21 protein-coding genes are annotated in these 15,982 nt (G+C 68.4%); 14 read left to right on the forward strand and 7 right to left on the reverse strand.

Annotated features, from left to right (window positions below; genetic code table 11):
* The coding region (locus OP86_RS24005) for a hypothetical protein (protein WP_033333150.1) at positions 1-243 on the forward strand (243 nt) is incomplete at its 5' end.
* A 136-nt stretch (positions 244-379) separates the two neighbouring features.
* Positions 380-811, forward strand: coding sequence for an SRPBCC family protein (locus tag OP86_RS24010; protein ID WP_051830483.1), 432 nt, complete (start codon positions 380-382; stop codon positions 809-811).
* Positions 812-815: 4 nt separating this feature from the next.
* Here the strand turns inward: OP86_RS24010 and OP86_RS24015 are convergent, their stop codons facing one another.
* The 4 genes from OP86_RS24015 to OP86_RS24025 all read right to left on the reverse strand — a co-directional run bounded on the left by OP86_RS24015 (position 816) and on the right by OP86_RS24025 (position 2,182).
* Positions 816-1,268, reverse strand: coding sequence for a hypothetical protein (locus OP86_RS24015; RefSeq protein WP_157849824.1), 453 nt, complete (start codon positions 1,266-1,268; stop codon positions 816-818).
* Between the two features lie 73 nt (positions 1,269-1,341).
* Positions 1,342-1,518, reverse strand: a complete 177-nt coding sequence (locus OP86_RS36855) for a hypothetical protein (protein WP_157849825.1) — start codon at positions 1,516-1,518, stop codon at positions 1,342-1,344.
* Complete coding sequence (locus OP86_RS24020; RefSeq protein WP_030061615.1) at positions 1,515-1,790, reverse strand: hypothetical protein; 276 nt, start codon at positions 1,788-1,790, stop codon at positions 1,515-1,517. The genes OP86_RS36855 and OP86_RS24020 overlap by 4 nt, the downstream gene beginning before the upstream one ends.
* Entirely contained in the window at positions 1,787-2,182 is a 396-nt protein-coding gene (locus OP86_RS24025; RefSeq protein ID WP_078589314.1) for an ATP-binding protein, read from the reverse strand. The genes OP86_RS24020 and OP86_RS24025 overlap by 4 nt, the downstream gene beginning before the upstream one ends.
* A 247-nt stretch (positions 2,183-2,429) precedes the next feature.
* On the opposite strand from OP86_RS24025, the gene OP86_RS24030 reads away from it, so the two are divergent.
* The 3 genes from OP86_RS24030 (at position 2,430) to OP86_RS24040 (ending at position 3,836) form a co-directional block, all read left to right on the forward strand.
* Positions 2,430-3,284, forward strand: a complete 855-nt coding sequence (locus OP86_RS24030) for a helix-turn-helix domain-containing protein (RefSeq protein ID WP_051830484.1) — start codon at positions 2,430-2,432, stop codon at positions 3,282-3,284.
* Positions 3,281-3,490: a DUF397 domain-containing protein gene (locus tag OP86_RS24035; protein ID WP_030259931.1), complete on the forward strand. Its 210-nt coding sequence runs from the start codon at positions 3,281-3,283 to the stop codon at positions 3,488-3,490. The genes OP86_RS24030 and OP86_RS24035 overlap by 4 nt, the downstream gene beginning before the upstream one ends.
* A 73-nt stretch (positions 3,491-3,563) precedes the next feature.
* Positions 3,564-3,836 carry a DUF397 domain-containing protein gene (locus OP86_RS24040; protein ID WP_324604103.1) on the forward strand — a complete coding sequence of 91 codons (273 nt, stop codon included), beginning with the start codon at positions 3,564-3,566 and terminating at the stop codon, positions 3,834-3,836.
* Between the two features lie 137 nt (positions 3,837-3,973).
* On the opposite strand, the gene OP86_RS24045 is transcribed toward OP86_RS24040, so the two are convergent.
* Genes OP86_RS24045 through OP86_RS24055 form a run of 3 tightly spaced genes read right to left on the reverse strand, consistent with a single transcriptional unit; the run spans position 3,974 to position 5,577 of the window.
* A complete protein-coding gene (locus tag OP86_RS24045) occupies positions 3,974-4,825 on the reverse strand; it encodes a helix-turn-helix domain-containing protein (RefSeq protein WP_030061619.1) in 852 nt (283 codons plus the stop codon).
* Positions 4,826-4,829: 4 nt separating this feature from the next.
* A complete protein-coding gene (locus OP86_RS24050; protein WP_030061620.1) occupies positions 4,830-5,330 on the reverse strand; it encodes a DUF6879 family protein in 501 nt (166 codons plus the stop codon).
* Positions 5,299-5,577 carry a hypothetical protein gene (locus OP86_RS24055; protein WP_030061621.1) on the reverse strand — a complete coding sequence of 93 codons (279 nt, stop codon included), beginning with the start codon at positions 5,575-5,577 and terminating at the stop codon, positions 5,299-5,301. Before OP86_RS24055 ends, OP86_RS24050 begins: the two co-directional genes overlap by 32 nt.
* 447 nt (positions 5,578-6,024) lie before the next feature.
* On the opposite strand from OP86_RS24055, the gene OP86_RS38315 reads away from it, so the two are divergent.
* The 9 genes from OP86_RS38315 to OP86_RS24100 all read left to right on the forward strand — a co-directional run bounded on the left by OP86_RS38315 (position 6,025) and on the right by OP86_RS24100 (position 15,914).
* Positions 6,025-7,482, forward strand: a complete 1,458-nt coding sequence (locus OP86_RS38315) for an ASCH domain-containing protein (protein WP_234435066.1) — start codon at positions 6,025-6,027, stop codon at positions 7,480-7,482.
* A complete protein-coding gene (locus OP86_RS24070; RefSeq protein ID WP_030061622.1) occupies positions 7,475-7,894 on the forward strand; it encodes an arsenate reductase/protein-tyrosine-phosphatase family protein in 420 nt (139 codons plus the stop codon). The genes OP86_RS38315 and OP86_RS24070 overlap by 8 nt, the downstream gene beginning before the upstream one ends.
* An 80-nt stretch (positions 7,895-7,974) precedes the next feature.
* Positions 7,975-8,400, forward strand: coding sequence for a hypothetical protein (locus OP86_RS24075; protein ID WP_030061623.1), 426 nt, complete (start codon positions 7,975-7,977; stop codon positions 8,398-8,400).
* Positions 8,331-8,813: a methyltransferase domain-containing protein gene (locus OP86_RS24080; RefSeq protein ID WP_030061624.1), complete on the forward strand. Its 483-nt coding sequence runs from the start codon at positions 8,331-8,333 to the stop codon at positions 8,811-8,813. Before OP86_RS24075 ends, OP86_RS24080 begins: the two co-directional genes overlap by 70 nt.
* Entirely contained in the window at positions 8,767-9,294 is a 528-nt protein-coding gene (locus OP86_RS33850) for a methyltransferase domain-containing protein (RefSeq protein ID WP_030259926.1), read from the forward strand. The genes OP86_RS24080 and OP86_RS33850 overlap by 47 nt, the downstream gene beginning before the upstream one ends.
* Positions 9,295-9,394: 100 nt before the next feature.
* Complete coding sequence (locus tag OP86_RS39255; RefSeq protein ID WP_425337766.1) at positions 9,395-10,354, forward strand: class I SAM-dependent methyltransferase; 960 nt, start codon at positions 9,395-9,397, stop codon at positions 10,352-10,354.
* Positions 10,355-10,649: 295 nt separating this feature from the next.
* Complete coding sequence (locus OP86_RS24090; RefSeq protein ID WP_051830487.1) at positions 10,650-13,202, forward strand: DUF7617 domain-containing protein; 2,553 nt, start codon at positions 10,650-10,652, stop codon at positions 13,200-13,202.
* Between the two features lie 702 nt (positions 13,203-13,904).
* Positions 13,905-14,618 carry a class I SAM-dependent methyltransferase gene (locus tag OP86_RS24095; RefSeq protein WP_030061627.1) on the forward strand — a complete coding sequence of 238 codons (714 nt, stop codon included), beginning with the start codon at positions 13,905-13,907 and terminating at the stop codon, positions 14,616-14,618.
* Between the two features lie 36 nt (positions 14,619-14,654).
* Positions 14,655-15,914 (forward strand): alpha/beta hydrolase, encoded by a 1,260-nt coding sequence (locus tag OP86_RS24100; protein ID WP_030259923.1) that lies wholly within the window; start codon positions 14,655-14,657, stop codon positions 15,912-15,914.
* The last annotated feature ends 68 nt before the right edge of the window (positions 15,915-15,982 follow it).

Below are 15,982 nucleotides of genomic sequence, written 5' to 3' on the forward strand. Positions count from 1 at the left end.
GACACCACCTTCTACCTCAGCAACACCAACACCGCAGCCAACGTCGACCACACCATCAAGTTCGGCAACCCCGGCGACATCCCCATCAAGGGCGACTGGAACGGCACCGGCACCGACAAGGTCGGCATCTACCGCCCCGACACCTCCGACTTCTACGGCGCCGCCCAGGACTCCAACACCGTCATCTTCACCAAGCGATTCGGCAACCCCGGCGACACCCCCCTCACCGGCAACTGGGGCTGACCACAGCCCGACCCGGATGTCCCCGATCACGACCGCATTCCCACAGGCGTGTTCCGAACGCCGTCTGGCGCCCGTCCCGTTCCGGACCCGAGGATGGTTCCGTCTTGACGGACCACCAGGAAGGACGGAAGGAACCATGGCGGAAACGAAGGTCAGCACGGTGGTGGAGGCCCCGGCCGATCAGGTGTGGGATCTGATCGGGGACTTCCACCGGCTCGGCCACTGGCACCCGCACCTGCCCGAGAGCACCCTCGGCAACGACCTGCCGGGCAACGCGATCGGCTCGATGCGGGTGTTCGACCTCGACGGCACCGTGCTGTACGAGACCCTGCTCGCGTACGACGACGAGGCGCGCAGCCACACGTACAGCTTCCCCGACGGGACGTTCCACTTCGACCGCTACCGGGCCACCCTCAGGGTCACTCCGGTCACCGAGCTGAACGCCAGCTTCGTGGAGTGGAACGCGACCTACGACATCGCGGCCGAGCACCACAAGGAGTCGACCGAGCAGGTGCACGGCGTCTTCACCTCCGGCCTCGCAGCGCTCCGGGAGCACTTCGCCGGCTGACGCGTCAGGCCGGCAGGTCCCAGGCCGCCGCGAAGGAAACGGTCAGCACCCAGCCTGCCACCGACGCCACGGCGGCGAACCAGCCGAACGCGGCCGCCACGAGACCGTACCGGCGGCCGCGTGCCCGCTGGAAGGCGGCCACCAGAGCGGGGATGGCGGCTGTCGGGAAGAGGAAGACCAGGAACACGGACCAGCCGCCGAGCCCGACCGCGGCGAGACTGCCCACGAACAGCAGCGGCGCCGAGGCGACCGCGACCACCGCGCCGGCTGCCGCACAGGCGATCCGGAACGCGCCCGGCTCTCGGCGGAACACCGGCACGGCACAGGCGACGGCACTGACTGCCGCGATGACGTGCAGGATCGATCCGCTCACCCCGAACATCACCGTCACGGTGACCAGCGGCCACAGACACACCACGGCCGCCAACGCGGCCTGCACCCGTGCGCTTGTCGGCACGACAGCCATGAATCCCCCCTGCACACATTCATTTGAACACGTTCAAACCTAGCGCGCAGGGGGAAGGCGGCCGTCACGCTCGCCGGTCATCGGCGATCGCGGAGAGGACGCGACGCCGGACGGTCGCCGACGCCTCCGGAAGCCACCCCGCCAACTCGGCGTCGAGGCACCGACGTTCGGCGCGCAGCAGGCGGGCGAGCCGGGTGCGGGAGCAGCGCAGGAACCACCAGTCCCGGATGCGATCGGTCACGTGGGCTCCCCGGAGGGGTTCGCCCAGCGGATGCGGAGTTCGCGGTCGCCGACGGCGAGGATCAGGACGGGTTCGGCGGCGAGGTCGCGGATGACGTTGCGCTTGGCGCAGGATCCGGTGAGTCGGTACTCCAGGACGTAGTGCTGGGAGCGGGACATCGGCAGGTGGCAGATCGACGCCCAGATCCGGTCGAGCGTGTCGGCGTTGAGCGTGCGGACAGCCGGCGGCCTGAGGCCGGGGAGCTCGATGAGGATGTCGTGATCGGCCCTCACTCGGCCACCTCACACCAGACGATCTTGCCGCGCGGCTCGCGCGGGCAGCAACCCCACTTGTTCGCCAGGGACTTGACCAGCTGGAGCCCGCGCCCGGCCTCGACGGTGAGGCCGGGCACGACGAGCACGGGCCTGCGGTCCCGCCGGACGTCGTGCACCTCGACGCGGAGGCGGACGGAGTCGACGTCCAGCGCGAGGTAGACGAGGCAGCCGGGCGGCGTCCCGTGGAGGACGGCGTTGGCGACCAGCTCCGAGACGACCAGCGCCCCGGAGTCCCAGTACCGCTCCCCGCCAGGGACGGTGGCGAGGAGGGCGGAGAGGCGACGACGGGCCTCGACGGGAGCGCGACGGCTGCGCGGCAGCCAGATGGTGGAGGAGGTGGAGGAAGACATGGCGAATTCACCTTCCAAGGTGCGGGGTTGAAGCCATGCGAGGGCCGGGCGAAGACATGGGAATGCCCGGCCATAGCCCGATCTTGATCACTAAGACGAACCGTCGGGCTACTCCCTGTAGCATGCACCCGCGAAGCAATTGCATGCAACTGCTTCCATCGAGCAATTGCATGATCTAGCGCGGGGGTTCGGCCCCCGAAGGGGTGGCAGACTATGCAAGGAAGCGAACAGCCAGGGAGTGTGACGCGTGGGCAGTCCGACCGTGCTGCGGCGTAGGCTCGGCGGCGAGCTTGGCAAGTTGCGCGCATCGCGCGAGCTGAACGCCAAGGACGTAGCCGCCGCGCTGGGTTGGTCCGCCTCGAAGCTGAGTCGCATCGAGGGCGGCTTGGTACCACTACAAGAGCGCGACGCCGCGAGGCTGCTCGCCCACTACGGCGTCACTTCACCCGATGAGGTGAAGCACTTCCTCAGCCTGACCCGCCAGAGCCGCCAACAGGGTTGGTGGCACGCGTACGGCGAGGCGGTCCCGGAGCGATTCCGTGCGTACGTGGGTTTCGAGTCTGACGCCACGAAGATCCTCACGTTTCAGTGCGAACTCCTGCCAGGACTGTTGCAGACTGAGGCGTATGCGCGGAACGTGATGCGATCGATGCAGCCCACGGAGTCAGCCGGCGAGATCGAACGCAGACTCGCTCTCCGGATGGAGCGACAGCGAATCCTCGATCGCCAAGACCCGCCTCAGCTTTGGGCGATCATCGGCGAAGCCGCCATCCGCCGCCCGGTCGGCAGCAACACCGTCATGGCCGAGCAGCTACGACACATCGCCGACCTGGCCGAAGAACGCCCGAACATCACCGTGCAAGTGCTCCCCTTCTCAGCTGGTGCACACGCCTCCATGGGTGCATCGTTCTCGATCCTCTTCTTCAGCGACATCCCGGGCAGCATCGTCTACTCCGAGACCATCACCAGCAAGACGTACGTCGAGGACCAGGCGGAGATCGCTCGCCACGAAGACGTATTCCACCGACTCATGGCCTCATCGATCCAACCCGAGAAGGCCATCTCCCGGTTGAGGAACGTCGCAGAGGAGTACGGCATATGAGAGATCAATCCCACGAAGCCACCTGGCGCAAGAGCACCTACAGCAACGGCGACGGCGAGTGCATCGAGGTCGCCGACGGCATCACCGGCATCGTCCCGGTCCGCGACAGCAAGGACCCTTCCGGCCCAGCTCTCAAGTTCACCTCGGAGGGCTGGCAGGCATTCGTGGCTGGTATCCGAGCAGGTGAGTTTCCGACCACCAACTGACCCGGTACCGTGGGCTGCCCCGCGTCGCGCGGGGCAGCCCACCACCAACTGGCCGCCTCAGGAGGTCATCCACGTGCTAGCTGACCTGACATGGCGCAAGAGCAGCTACAGCGGCGGCGAAGGCGGAAACTGCATCGAAGTCGCCTCGGAACTCCCCATCATCTGGCGCAAGTCGAGCGCCAGCAACCCGAACGACAACTGCGTCGAGGTCGCCGACGGCATCACCGGCATCGTCCCGGTCCGCGACAGCAAGGACCCTTCCGGCCCCGCCCTCGGCTTCACCCCCGAGGCCTGGCAGTCCTTCATCGCCGGCATCCGCGCCGACGACTTCCCCACCACCCTCTGACACCCAGCTCCCCCGGGCGGCCCCGCGCCACGGCCCGCGCATCGACCACCTCATCAAGCAGGCCCCGCTGGAGGCCTGGCCACGGCCGCCTTGATCGTCGCCAAGCTCTCCGGTCGCAGGCGCGGCGACGAAGGTCGTCAGGTCACTTGAAGGCGGCTGCGAGCCGCCTCGATCTCGCTTCGGGCGGCAGCGCCGAAGACGGCTTGATCCCGCAGAGCACTGAACACACGAACGAAGTACGAGATGTTCTCGGGCCTGGATGTCTGGAACGCCCCTGACCAGAATTCCTGCTTGAGCAAGCTCTCATCGAACAGGTAGAAGCCCTCGCCGGGGTAGAGCGACCGTACCCGGCCTTGCGGGATGATCCCGATGGACACGTACGGGAGGCCCGACACCTCCAAGAGGTGGTCAAGCTGCCCGTCCATCACCTCAGCACCGCCGGTGTTGTTGGTGAGCGCTGAGGCTTCCAGGAGGAACGAGAAGATTGGCATCCCGGTACCGAGGAACCGTTTCCGGACCATGCGGTTCTGTGCCGCCTCCTCGACGTCATCCAACGGCAGGCCGTGCAGCTTGGCGTGGATGGTGAACTGCGCCTTGGCGTACTCGACCGTCTGCAGGAAGCCGGGGATGAACAGCGACTCGTACACGCGGAGGAGTTTGGTCTTCGCGTACAGGTCCATGGCTTGGAACTGGAGACGCTTCATCCCCGGTCGGTGCCACCTCTTGTAGTCGGTCCACATCTGCTCGATCTCACGGCTCACTGCGATGAGTTCGGGGATCTGCCCCTCGACGCCGCAAGCCGTTGCCCACCTCCGGATGTCGTCCTCGGTCGGGATCTGCGTTCCGTGCTCGATCTTCGACACCTTGGTCTTGTGCCAACCGCAGCGCCGCGCGAGTTCGACGGCCGACAGGTTGATGTCCCGGCGGAGTTCCTTGAGCTGGGTTCCGAAGGCGCGTTTCGCGGACTCGGATGGTTCTTGGTCCGACATATCGTCAGGGCTTGTACTTACCGTTGGGGACGCCGAGCGACCATGCCCGCTCGAACGCGTCATTGCAGAACCCGACCACGTCCGGGTCGGTCGAGAGCTGGATCTCGGTCTGCTGGTTGTCTCCCCCGACGAGGTTGAAGATCACCAGGTCATCCCGGATCAGACAGTCGTTCCCCGGCAACGGCACCGCCGACACGAGAGAGCGGGGAAGCCACCGGAGAAGTTCCTCGGGGTCCGCCAACTCGATCGCCATCCGCTGGTACTCCGAGAGCGGTTCGGAGACGACACGCACGCGCCGGTAGGGGAACCCGGCGGCGGCCTTCCCGGCCATGAACCCACGATGCTCGCGCATCGTCTCGTCGACCGTCTCACGGTCGCCTGCGCGCCACGCCTCGAACAACGGGCGATCTACCTCGTAGAAGTCCCGCAGCTCAAGCTTCCGAACCTCCTGGGCCGGCTCGCCGAACAGCAGCTCAAGTCGGCGTGATGCCGAGATCAATTCCATAGCGCTCCCTGACATACTTCCGCACGAACACATCCATGGTCCGCCCGGACATCTCCCCGAACGTCTCGTCGTCGGCCAGTGCGACGAGCTGATCCCGAACCTTCGGTCCGCGCTTCTTGAGCTGCACGATCCAAGAGTCACGGTCGGTCTCGTAGAACGTCTCACACTCGACGCCGCCCTGAGAGTTCGGGTCGGTGCAGAAGAACGTAGCGGTCAAGTCGTCGTCGTCGCTGCCGTGTTGCCGCATGTTGCTCCCCCAAGATCCAGCCACATGTCACCTCTGACCTTCTCCCCGCAGCCACCCCAGGGTCAAGGCCCGACAGCACCGAACTCCCCCGAGCGAACTTCCAGCAACTACGAGCAACTTCGTTGAGCGTCTAGTTCCGACCTCCCTACGGTCTACTCCACACCCCCGCCACGTCGGCGAAGAGGAGGGACCGATGGCGCGACAGAAGGCGCCTGCATACCGCGAAGTCGCCAACGGGCCCTCGAAGTTCGAGCTGGCCAAGCCGAAGCCAGGGTGGAGTCCGCTCGACGACTACCGTGCGGCTCAGGCCGAGGACCGCGATCAGTCCGCCGCCACCGCCATGCAGAACGCTGCCGTCCTCGCGTTCTGCTCCTGCCCCAATTGCAGGCCCTCACAGAGCACTGCACTACCTCACCACCGCCCCAGCGATCCGAGGGAGGGCACACGATGACCGAAACCACCCTGAGGTCCCCGAACACCGTGCTCGCCAACGCAGTACAAGACACCATCGACGTCCTGAGGCCCCGCCTCCTGGCCTCGAACGTGGGCCGGATCAGCTTCACCGTGGGCACGCAGATCAACGGCCGGCCCCACCTCGGCACGCACCTCGTGCAGAGCCTCGCCTTCCTCCTGGGCGAGCGCGCCCGAGACGAGTACGGCATCGAGACCACCGTTGACTTCTGCGCCCTCGACAACTCCCCGGCCGAGACCATCAGGTCCAACGGCCGGAAGTACCAGCTGACCTACCACCACAAGCTTTCCGGTGGGAGCGTCCTCGGACTGGTCACCGAGCACTACACGCCGTTGTTCGACGCCATGGAGCGGAAGACCGGCGTGCCGTACACGGTCATCACATACACCGAGCAGCAGAACAGCCCGGAGTTCCGCGCCGAGTTCATCCGGACGCTGGAGTTCCTGGACGAGATCGGCGCGTGGCTGTCCCCGGCGACCGGGACCGCACACATCCGGCTGCCCTGCCCGGCCTGTGGGTGGGCGGAGAAGCATGCCGGCGGAACGCGGCTGCTCGACCTGGACGACTCCGGGGCTCTGTTCGAAGCCTGCTGCCACGAGCACGGAAGGTACGAGGCCGACATCACGCCCCTCAGTGGGGGCTACATCGACTTGGCCACCCTGTACCGGAACGTGGTCAAGGAACGCACTTACCGGACGGACGACGACACGTTGCACGTCATGATCAAGGGCGGCGACTGGGCCTACGGCTGCCAGCTCGTTGACGGCGCGCACTCGGCCATCGGCCGGCCGGAGTCGGCCCCGCTCCGCATCTTCACCCCGCAGATCCTCGGCAGCGACGGCGGGAAGCTCTCGAAGAGCCTCCTGCGCGAGGCTGCCGAAGCCGGGGACGCCGCCGTGGGCACCACCTCCGAGTGGCTGCTCAACCCGGCGGAATGGCCCGGCACGCAATCGGACTACGTGGACGCGCTGACGTACCTCGGTGAACTCATGCTGAGCGACCCCAAACACTTCTACCGGTCCTACACCACAACCGCATTGGAAGCCCTCATGACCACGCGCCAGCCTGCAAGGAACCAGTCTCAGGCGCAGGGCCGGCCCCGCAGCATGGCCATCTACAAGCCGTACTTCGACATGATCGCCAAGGGCGAGAAGACCGTCGAGGTCCGCGTCGCCTACGACTCAATGAAGCGCATCCGCGTGGGCGACCTGCTCAAGTTCACCTGCCGCCAGGAGAGCTGCCTGACGAGGGTCACCCGCATCGGCAGGTACCGCACGTTCAGGGAGATGTTCGGCACCGAGAAGGTGGAGGCCGTCAACCCCCACGCGACCGAGGCCGAACAGCTCAAGGCCATCCACGCCATCTTCCCGCCGGAGAAGGAAGCGCTGGGCGTGATCACCTTCGAGATCGAGAGGGTGGACATCGATGCGTAGGCCGCGGAAGGTGCTCGTGGTCTGCAAGGGCAACCACTGCCGGTCCCCGATCGCCGCCCTGATCATCTCCGAGCGGTCCGGTGGAACGCTCGACGTGCGCTCGGCCGGCACTTGTGACTGGCACGTCGGAAAGCCCGCCCACCCGTTGATGATCGAGGCCGCTGCCTCCTTCGGCTACGACCTGACCAGCCACCACGGATCGGTGCTGGACGACGAGCTCCTCGCCTGGGCCGACGACCTGATCGCCGTGGACGAGGAGACCGTCCAGGCCATGAGGGCCCAGATTGGCCCGGAGCGACCGGTACTCATCCTCGGCTCGGGCATCACCGACCCCTGGAAGGGAGAGCCGGGGGACTTCGCGAAGACGATCGTGGAGATCCAGGAAGCCACCACGCACTTCTACGCCGCCTGACTCCTCCCGCACGCTCCCCGGCCGTCCGTCGTTCCCCCGTGGCGGACGGCCGGGGCACCCTCCCGCAAGGACGGAAGCACGTGACCACTGAAAGCACCCGCCCTGAACAGCCCGACGAGCTGACCCGGCTCGCCACGGTCGCGTTCATAGCCACGAAGGCTGCGTTCATCAGGGCCATGGAACAGATCTGCGACGAGGCCGGGGCGGACCTGGGCACGTTGCTGTTGGAGCTGGAGAAGGACGACCGGATCGGCCCCCTTCGGAACGTCGGCGGCTTCGACCTGTGGGAGTACCGAGCGTTCCTCGCGGTTCTCAAGGCGGAGGAGTCGGAGGCTCTGGAGTTCTTCCGCACGATAGACGTGCGCCCGCAGGTGCCGGCTGCGGCGCGTGCCCATCTCACGCGCCATCGCGGATCTTCTGGCGAAGGGCAACACGCATGCCTGACCCCCTGGGCGGGACCGACGAAACGGCGCACCGGCTCCGCGCCCGACTCGCCGAGGCACTGACGCACGACTGCTCGCTGCGCAGCCCGCAGTGGCGGGACGCGGTGCTGGCGGTGCCCCGGCACGTCCTCCTGCCGGCGTTCTACACCGCCGAGGACGGCCCGGACGGCATCACCCGCTACACGGCCGTCAGTCAAGAGGCAGACCCGAAGCGGTGGCTGCGGCTGGTCTACGAGAACACGACCTGGGTCACCCAGCTCGACCACGGCACCGCCCCGCCGAACGAAGACCCCTCCATCGGTACACCCACCAGCTCCTCCACCCTCCCCGGCGTCGTCGTCCGAATGCTCGAAGACCTCGACGTCCCGGACCGCGCGAACGTGCTCGAAGTCGGCACCGGCACCGGCTACTCCACCGCCCTGCTCTGCGGTGGTCGGCAGCCTGGACGCCTACGGCTACCTGAAACTGCACGTTAGCGACCACGGCGAAGCGCAGGGCCGCTTCCTCGACTCCGACGTCTCGTTCATGCTCTCCCGCGAGACCCGGCGGCCCGCAATCGGCCCTCTCATGCGCGCCGCCATCCGATCCCGCCAGGACGCCGCCGGCCTCGACACGGCCGTCCACCCCGACACCCTCGACGACCCGTCGTTCCTGTGGAGCGCCCAGATCGCCATGCCCGGCACGACGCGGCTGCGCCTGGCAGCCGACCACACCACCGGCCAGTGGTTCCTCCACCCCGACGGCTCCTGGGCAGTCCTGGAGAGCCGGACCGACGGCACCAGGCGCGCCTTCCAGGGCGGCCCGCACGCCCTCTGGTCCGAGCTGGCGGCAGCAGCCACGACGTGGCTGGCCAACGGCCGTCCGGGACTGGAGCGTTACGGTCTCACGGTGTCCCCGGAAACCAACACGGTCTGGCTGGACGACCCCCACAACCCGATCGGCGTTCTCGGGCAGTGACCACGTCGACCATCTGCCCCGACGAAGCCGTGAAGGCCGCCCGGGCGATCTGCGGACCGCTCGCCCTCACCGCGATCACCGACCGACGCGGCTCGGCCGTCTGGAAGGCGACCGGCGCCATGGCCTACGTGGCGAGCCCTTCGCCGACGACAGCGCCGACGCCGTGCTCGCCATGCACATGCTGTACCACGTCAGCGACATCGGGGCCACGATCAAGGAGTTGGCCCGCGTCCTCCGGCCCGGCGGCGTGCCACGTAGGCGAACTGTCCGCGGTGGCGGACGTGCAGCCGGGTCAGCTGGGGCCAGTGTGCGCCAGTGGGCGCCAGTGGGCGCCAGTGGGCGCCAGCGTGCAGGACCAGGCGGTGTTCCAGGGCCAGTCGGGCGTGCTCGGCGGGAGTGGGCACACGGTCCTCCTGCCCGCAGGACCCCCAGCGACTGTTCACGAGTCCGACTCGTGAGCGGTCACGAGATCCCGTCCGATCGTTCTGATCGGGCGGGTTTCTGCTTTGTGAGAGCTTGTTCGAGGCTGCGTGCGAGCGCGGTGGGGCTTCGCGAGCGGTATCCAGCGGTTCGTGGCGGCGGTTCGGGGGTGGTCCGGAGTGCGGGTGCCGTGCCGGGGCCGCCGCTGGACGATGGTCCAACGGCGGCTGGGGGCCGGGCTCTTCGGGAGACAGGGTGGACTGCTCGTCAGCCGGGCGGTGGCGGAGCCCCGTTGATGGTGATCGGGATCGGTCCGAGGCCGTGCGTCGCCAGGCAGGTTGGCCTCGCTCCCTCTCCCGAGTCCCCTGCCAGCCTCCCCTGCCTTTGGTCGGCACTGCGAGCCACCTTGACCCCGGCACCGGCGGCGATAGGTGCGCTTGCGCCGAATGCCAGACTGTGCCCACATTCGAGTGGAATATCGACCCTATGCCTGATATCGGGGTATTCGTTGCACTCGCGGTGGCCCCGGTACCGGGTTATCGGGGCAGGCAGGCGTGCCTCGCGCGTTGTCGCGTCCCCCGCCGAGCTGTTTCACCGTCAGGGATCGTGCGGCTTCGCGCGGTCCCCACCTGCAAGGTGAAGGAGAGGACATCGCCATGAGTCGCTGCGCAAGTTCGCGCACCACAGGTCGCCGGGTACGGGTGAAGCTACGCGGGTTCGGTCATCTGCCCCGCACAGCCCTGGTGTGCCTGGTGGCCGCCGCAGCGGGGCTGTCCCTGCCTGCCGCCGGCGCGCACGCAAGACCTGCCAAGCCCACAGCCCTGCAACCGGTCGCGGCCAGCACTGTGCGGCAGGGGGCCAGTCTGACCAAGACCGGCACTGATGTGCAGTCAGGCAGTACGACGACCGCAGGCCACGGGGACACCGTGCGGTGGGTGGCCTCCTACACCAACCCCAACGACAACCTTGCCGCAGCCAGGATCACCGATCCGATCCAGGGAGCGGGCACGGCCCAGACCTATGTGCCGGGCTCGCTCCAGGCCCCGCCGGGCTTCACCAAGCAGTGGTCCACCGACAACGGCGCCACGTTCACCACGACGGACCCGGGCACCGCCACCAACGTGGTGCAGGCGACCAACCCCCTGCTCACCTCCCCGGCGACCGGTCTGGCGACACCGCTTCCAGCGCCTTTCGGGACCATCGCCAGTACCGGCGGTGACGGGTTCACCCCGATCCTCTTCACCGCCACCATCAACGGGCAGCCGGTGCGGGAGGCCTGGAACATCTTCCACCACGACCTGGCCGGCGGCCCGGCCCGCGTGGTCTGCACCGACCTGGACACCAGCGGCCCCTGCCCGGCGCCGAGCGGTGCCGCCACCACCTGGCCCAAGCCGCTGAACTCCTCCACGGCGGGTGGTACGACGGGGGACCTGAACAATACCTTTGTCCCGACGTACGTGCTGATGGGGTCGAGGCTGCTCTACCCGGGCACCACGGACGGCAGCACCAGCCCCGCCCGCATCGGCGTGGGGTGCATCGATCTGCAGTCCCAGTCCAGCTGCGGGTTCACCCAGCTGCTGTCGACGGCGGGAGTGACGACGCTCTCCGGCGTCGTCCTGGCGCCCAACGGCAAGGTCTATGGGGCCGCCAGCAACGGCCAGATCGTCTGCGAGGACCCGAACACCAACACGCCGTGTGCCGGGCAGCCCTACAGCGTCGGACTGCCGACCTCCAGGATCGGCTTCGCGAACGACACGACCGGAGCACTGGACGTGATCAACGGTCAGGTCTACATCACCGAGACGGCGGACTCCGACGGGAGCTCGCGGCTCGCCTGCCTCGACCCGTCGACCAACGGCACCTGTACCGGTTGGAGCACCCCCAGGACGGTGGCCACGACCACCGGCGGCAACACGAGCTTCCTGCTCAACGTGTTCGCCGACCGCAACACGGCGGGGACGGAGACGGGCGTCTGCACCATCGTCGGCGCCATCACCCCAGCCGTGACGCCAGCTCAGGGGACGCCGGTCTGCTTCGACTTCGCCGGGAGCGTGCTCGCCGCGCCGCCGGGACTGCAGACACTGGTCAGCACCAACCTGACAGGCGGCGACACCCTCTACTCGCCCCCGGAGACGATCACCGCCGCCAACGGGCACGTGGCCTCGTACTTCCCGTTCTGGAGCCACGCCGGCGCCAACAATGCCAGCACCACCTACTGCTGGGACTGGACCACCGCCGCGGCGTGCACCGGCTTCGGTAGCCCCGACGGTGTCCTCGACGGTCCGCCGAGCGTCAACGGCGGCAACACCCGCCCGTACGGCTACGCCTTCGACGGCCAGTGCCTGTACGGCCTGGGCGACGCCTCGTTCCTGTTCTCCTTCGACCCGGGCACCGGCGCGGCTCCCTGCCTGCGGACGACCGCGATCACCGTGCTGAACGCGCCAGCGTTCTACTGCGACAGCCAGACGGGTCACGTCCGGTCCTACGGCACCGTGGGCCTGGGCGCCATCGACCCGAGCACGGTGAACTTCGCCGAGTCCTCGGTGACCGTCGAGAACTCCAGCGGCACCGTGCTGGGAACCTTCCCGTTCGACCCGACGACCCGGACAGCGGACATCTCCTCAGTCCCGATCTCCGTCTCCCCCATCACGGTGCTCACCCACATCGCACTGATCAACACCTCCTCCTTCACCCCCACCAACCAGCCACAGGTGATCGTCACCTTCGCCGGTGACAGTCCGCAGCTCTGCTTCGAGACCACGGTCGCCAACGACTGCTCGGTCACCTCCATCTCCGATCAGGCCAGCATCACCCTGGGCACCGCCGCCCCCGTCAGCTCCAACACCGTCACCCTCCAGATCACCCCCGGCACCGCCTGCACGCCGACACTGACAGTCCTCAAGCAGATCTGCCTGTCCGACGACGCCGCCGACTGCGGCAAGGGCGGCTCCGGGCCCTGGGGCAAGAAGACGACCCTCCAACGCCAGGATGACGGAAGCGAGTGCGACCACCACGGGTGCGACAACCACGGCCACAAGCTCTGTGACCGCAAAACGTGCACCGCGTACTGGCGGATCACGGTGACCAACACCGGCGGTGTGGACATCACCGGCATCACCCTCAACGACCGGAAGGAAGCCTCCTGCGTCGCCGCCGCCGGGACGTTCGATCTCGCCGCCGGGCAGAGCACGAAGTTCTTCTGCTCCAGCAGGATCACCAAGGACACCACCAACAAGGTGACGGCCTCCTTCGTCCCGCCGAACTCCCCGCCGGGAACCCCGCCGGTCACGACGGCGCCGTCCTCCGCGACCGCCAAATGCCCCCCGCCCTGCCGCCACGACGAATGCCACAAGGACCACCGCCAGGCCGCGGATGACCAGCCGAGCGGCAACGACAACACGGACGACAAGCGGGCCCCGGGCATGGACGTGATCACCACCGCGGCCTGGCGCACACCCGCCGCACCGCCCTCACCTAAGGCGCTGTGACGATGCCCCTACCCGGCCCCGGCCCTGCGGTGCTCCTCCTCTCCGTCTCCCACGGGCGGCACCACACCGCCCCAGGCACGGGTACAGGCGGGAAAGGAGAGGGCCACCCGTAAGCCCGGAAGGCAGCCGACACGGACTGGCCGGAGGCAGGCCCGGTACCGCACGGGAGCGATCACCGTGCTCCTGGGAAGCGATCTCCGATGGGAGCGCAGGCGCGCTGGCCAACCGCACTCGTGAACCACCCCACCCATCGGACCGCTGCGGCAGGATGACCCGATCGTGATCCACTTCTCCCGATCGGGCTTCCTGCCTTGCCTGTTGTTCGCGCGTGCGCCGTGTACCCGATCGCATCAGAGCGTGCGCGGAGCTGGCCCGCGAGGTCGTCAACCGCGCGATTGCCGACTTGGACCACTGGTGTCCGACGCCTTCGAGGCGGTCTGGGAGCGGGCCACCCCGCACGGTCGGTACGCCGTCTGATCCACGCCCGACTCCTTGGTCGAACCGTTATCTCACCGCCCCTTCCCGCCCCTCCCCTCGCCGCGCAGAATCGGTCCTTCCCGGCCGGGGAGAGGGGCGAGGCCGTTCGCCCCTCCGAGCCCGAAGGACCCGTACCCACCACCACCACTGGGCCCCCAACAACCCACCCCGCAGCGGGTTTTACGCCGCTCGCCACCACTCCCCGCACCGCCTACCCTCGGCCCCATGAACCGCACCATCCGCACCACCGAAGACGTCCTCGCCCTCCTCGACGGCCTCTTCCCTCCTGCCGGGCCCTTCTGGGACCGCTTCTACGCGGACCGCTCCGCCGACCGCCCGTTCTTCGCGCCGAAGCCGGACGAGAACCTGGTCTCCTACCTCGACCGAGGCATACTCTCCCCTTCCCGCGCCCTCGACCTCGGCTGCGGCCCCGGCCGGAACGCGATCCACCTGGCAGCCGCCGGCTTCGAGGTCGACGCCGTCGACCTGTCCTCCGCCGCCGTCGCCTGGGCCGAGGAGCGCGCCCGCGAGGCCGGCACGACCGCCAACCTGCGCTTCCACCAAGGAAGCATCTTCGAAGCCGAACTCCCCCACCACCACTACGACCTGGTGTACGACTCCGGCTGCCTGCACCACCTCCCGCCGCACCGCCGGGTCAGCTACCTCGCCCTCCTCGACCGCGTCCTCGCACCGAACGGCCATTTCGCCGTGACCGCGTTCGCCGCCGGGTCGATGGGGTCGGAGCGGCCGGACGAGGAGTTGTACCGGCTCGGCGCACTGGAGGGCGGGCTCGCCTATACCGCGGACGAACTCCGCTCCCTCTTCCGGGACTTCGCGCCGCTGGAGGTCCGTCCGATGGCCGCCCAGGGCCCGGATTCCGAGCTCTTCGGCGTCCCCTTCCTCCTCACAGCGCTCTTCCAGCGAACTGCCAGTCTCTAATCAGCCTCTCATCCTGCCCCCCTAGCCTCCGGCCGTATGAACGTCTCCCTGCTCGACGGCTGGTTCCCGTGGACGGTCCAGGCCGTGGCCCTCGCGCTGTTCCTGACCGCCGTGGGCTGGCGGGACCGCGCCTGGCAACGCAAGTGGGGGCCGATCGCGCTGGGGACGGCGCTGGCGGTCACCGTCGTCGCCGCCGTCGGCGTGGTGGCGCTGAGCGGGATCACCGACCCGATCCCGTTCGGGGTGTGGCTGTGGAGCGAGGTGGCGGTCGCGGCCTTGTGCGTGCTGGGGTTCGGCTGGCGCGGCGCCCGTTGGTGGCGGCGGGTGCTGGTGGCGCCGACCGTGCTGCTGGCGCTGTTCGCCGCCGCGAACAGCGTGAACATCGCCACCGGCTACTACCCGACGCTGGACGACGCGATCGGCGAGCTCAGCGGCGAGCCGCTGCCGGAGCAGGTCACCCTGGCCGAGCTCGCCTCCATCCACGGCAAGACCAGGACCGGCCGCATCGTGCAGGTCGACATACCGGACACCGCCAGCGGCTTCGCCCACCGCCAGGAGCTGGTCTACCTGCCGCCCGCCTGGTTCCGCAGCCAGAACCGGCCCAAGCTGCCGGTGCTGGAGATGATCGGCGGCGAGTTCGCGGCGCCGGACAACTGGATCCGTTCCGGCAACGCCGTGCGGACGGCCGACGAGTTCGCCGCCAAGCACAACGGCTTCGCCCCGATCCTGGTCTTCGCGGACGCCACCGGTGGCTTCCGGGTGGACACCGAGTGCGTGGACGGCCCGCACGGCAACTCCGAATCGCACCTGGTCAAGGACATCCCGCCGTTCGTCCAGAAGACCTTCAACGCCGCCACCGACCCACACAAGTGGGGTGTGGCCGGCTGGTCGATGGGCGGCACCTGCGCCTTCGACCTCACCGTCGAGCACCCGGGCGTCTTCACCCACTTCGGCGACTTCTCCGGCGACAAGGGCCCGTACATCGGCGACAAGGACCACACCGTCCAGGAGCTGTACGGCGGCGACGCGGCGGCCTGGGCGGCCCATGACCCGCTGACCGTGCTCGCCCACCACCCCAAGTACCAGGGCGTCTCCGGCTACTTCGGCCAGGGGGACGAGGAGCACGGCCAGATCGAGTCCGCCAAGGCCCTGGACGCGGCCGCGAAGAAGGACGGCATCCGCACGGTCACGGCCGTCGGCTCCGGCAAGCACACCTGGCAGACCGGCGCGGCGACCTTCGCCCAGGCCCTGCCCTGGCTGGCCCAGCAGCTCGGCGTCCCGGGGACGCACGCGTAACGCCCCTTGGCCCCGCCAGCAGTTAGCATGTCCACGCCGAGGTGTCGCCACATCCACGCCGAGGTACC

This window comes from Streptomyces novaecaesareae (assembly GCF_000716875.1).
Lineage (GTDB): Bacteria > Actinomycetota > Actinomycetes > Streptomycetales > Streptomycetaceae > Kitasatospora > Kitasatospora novaecaesareae.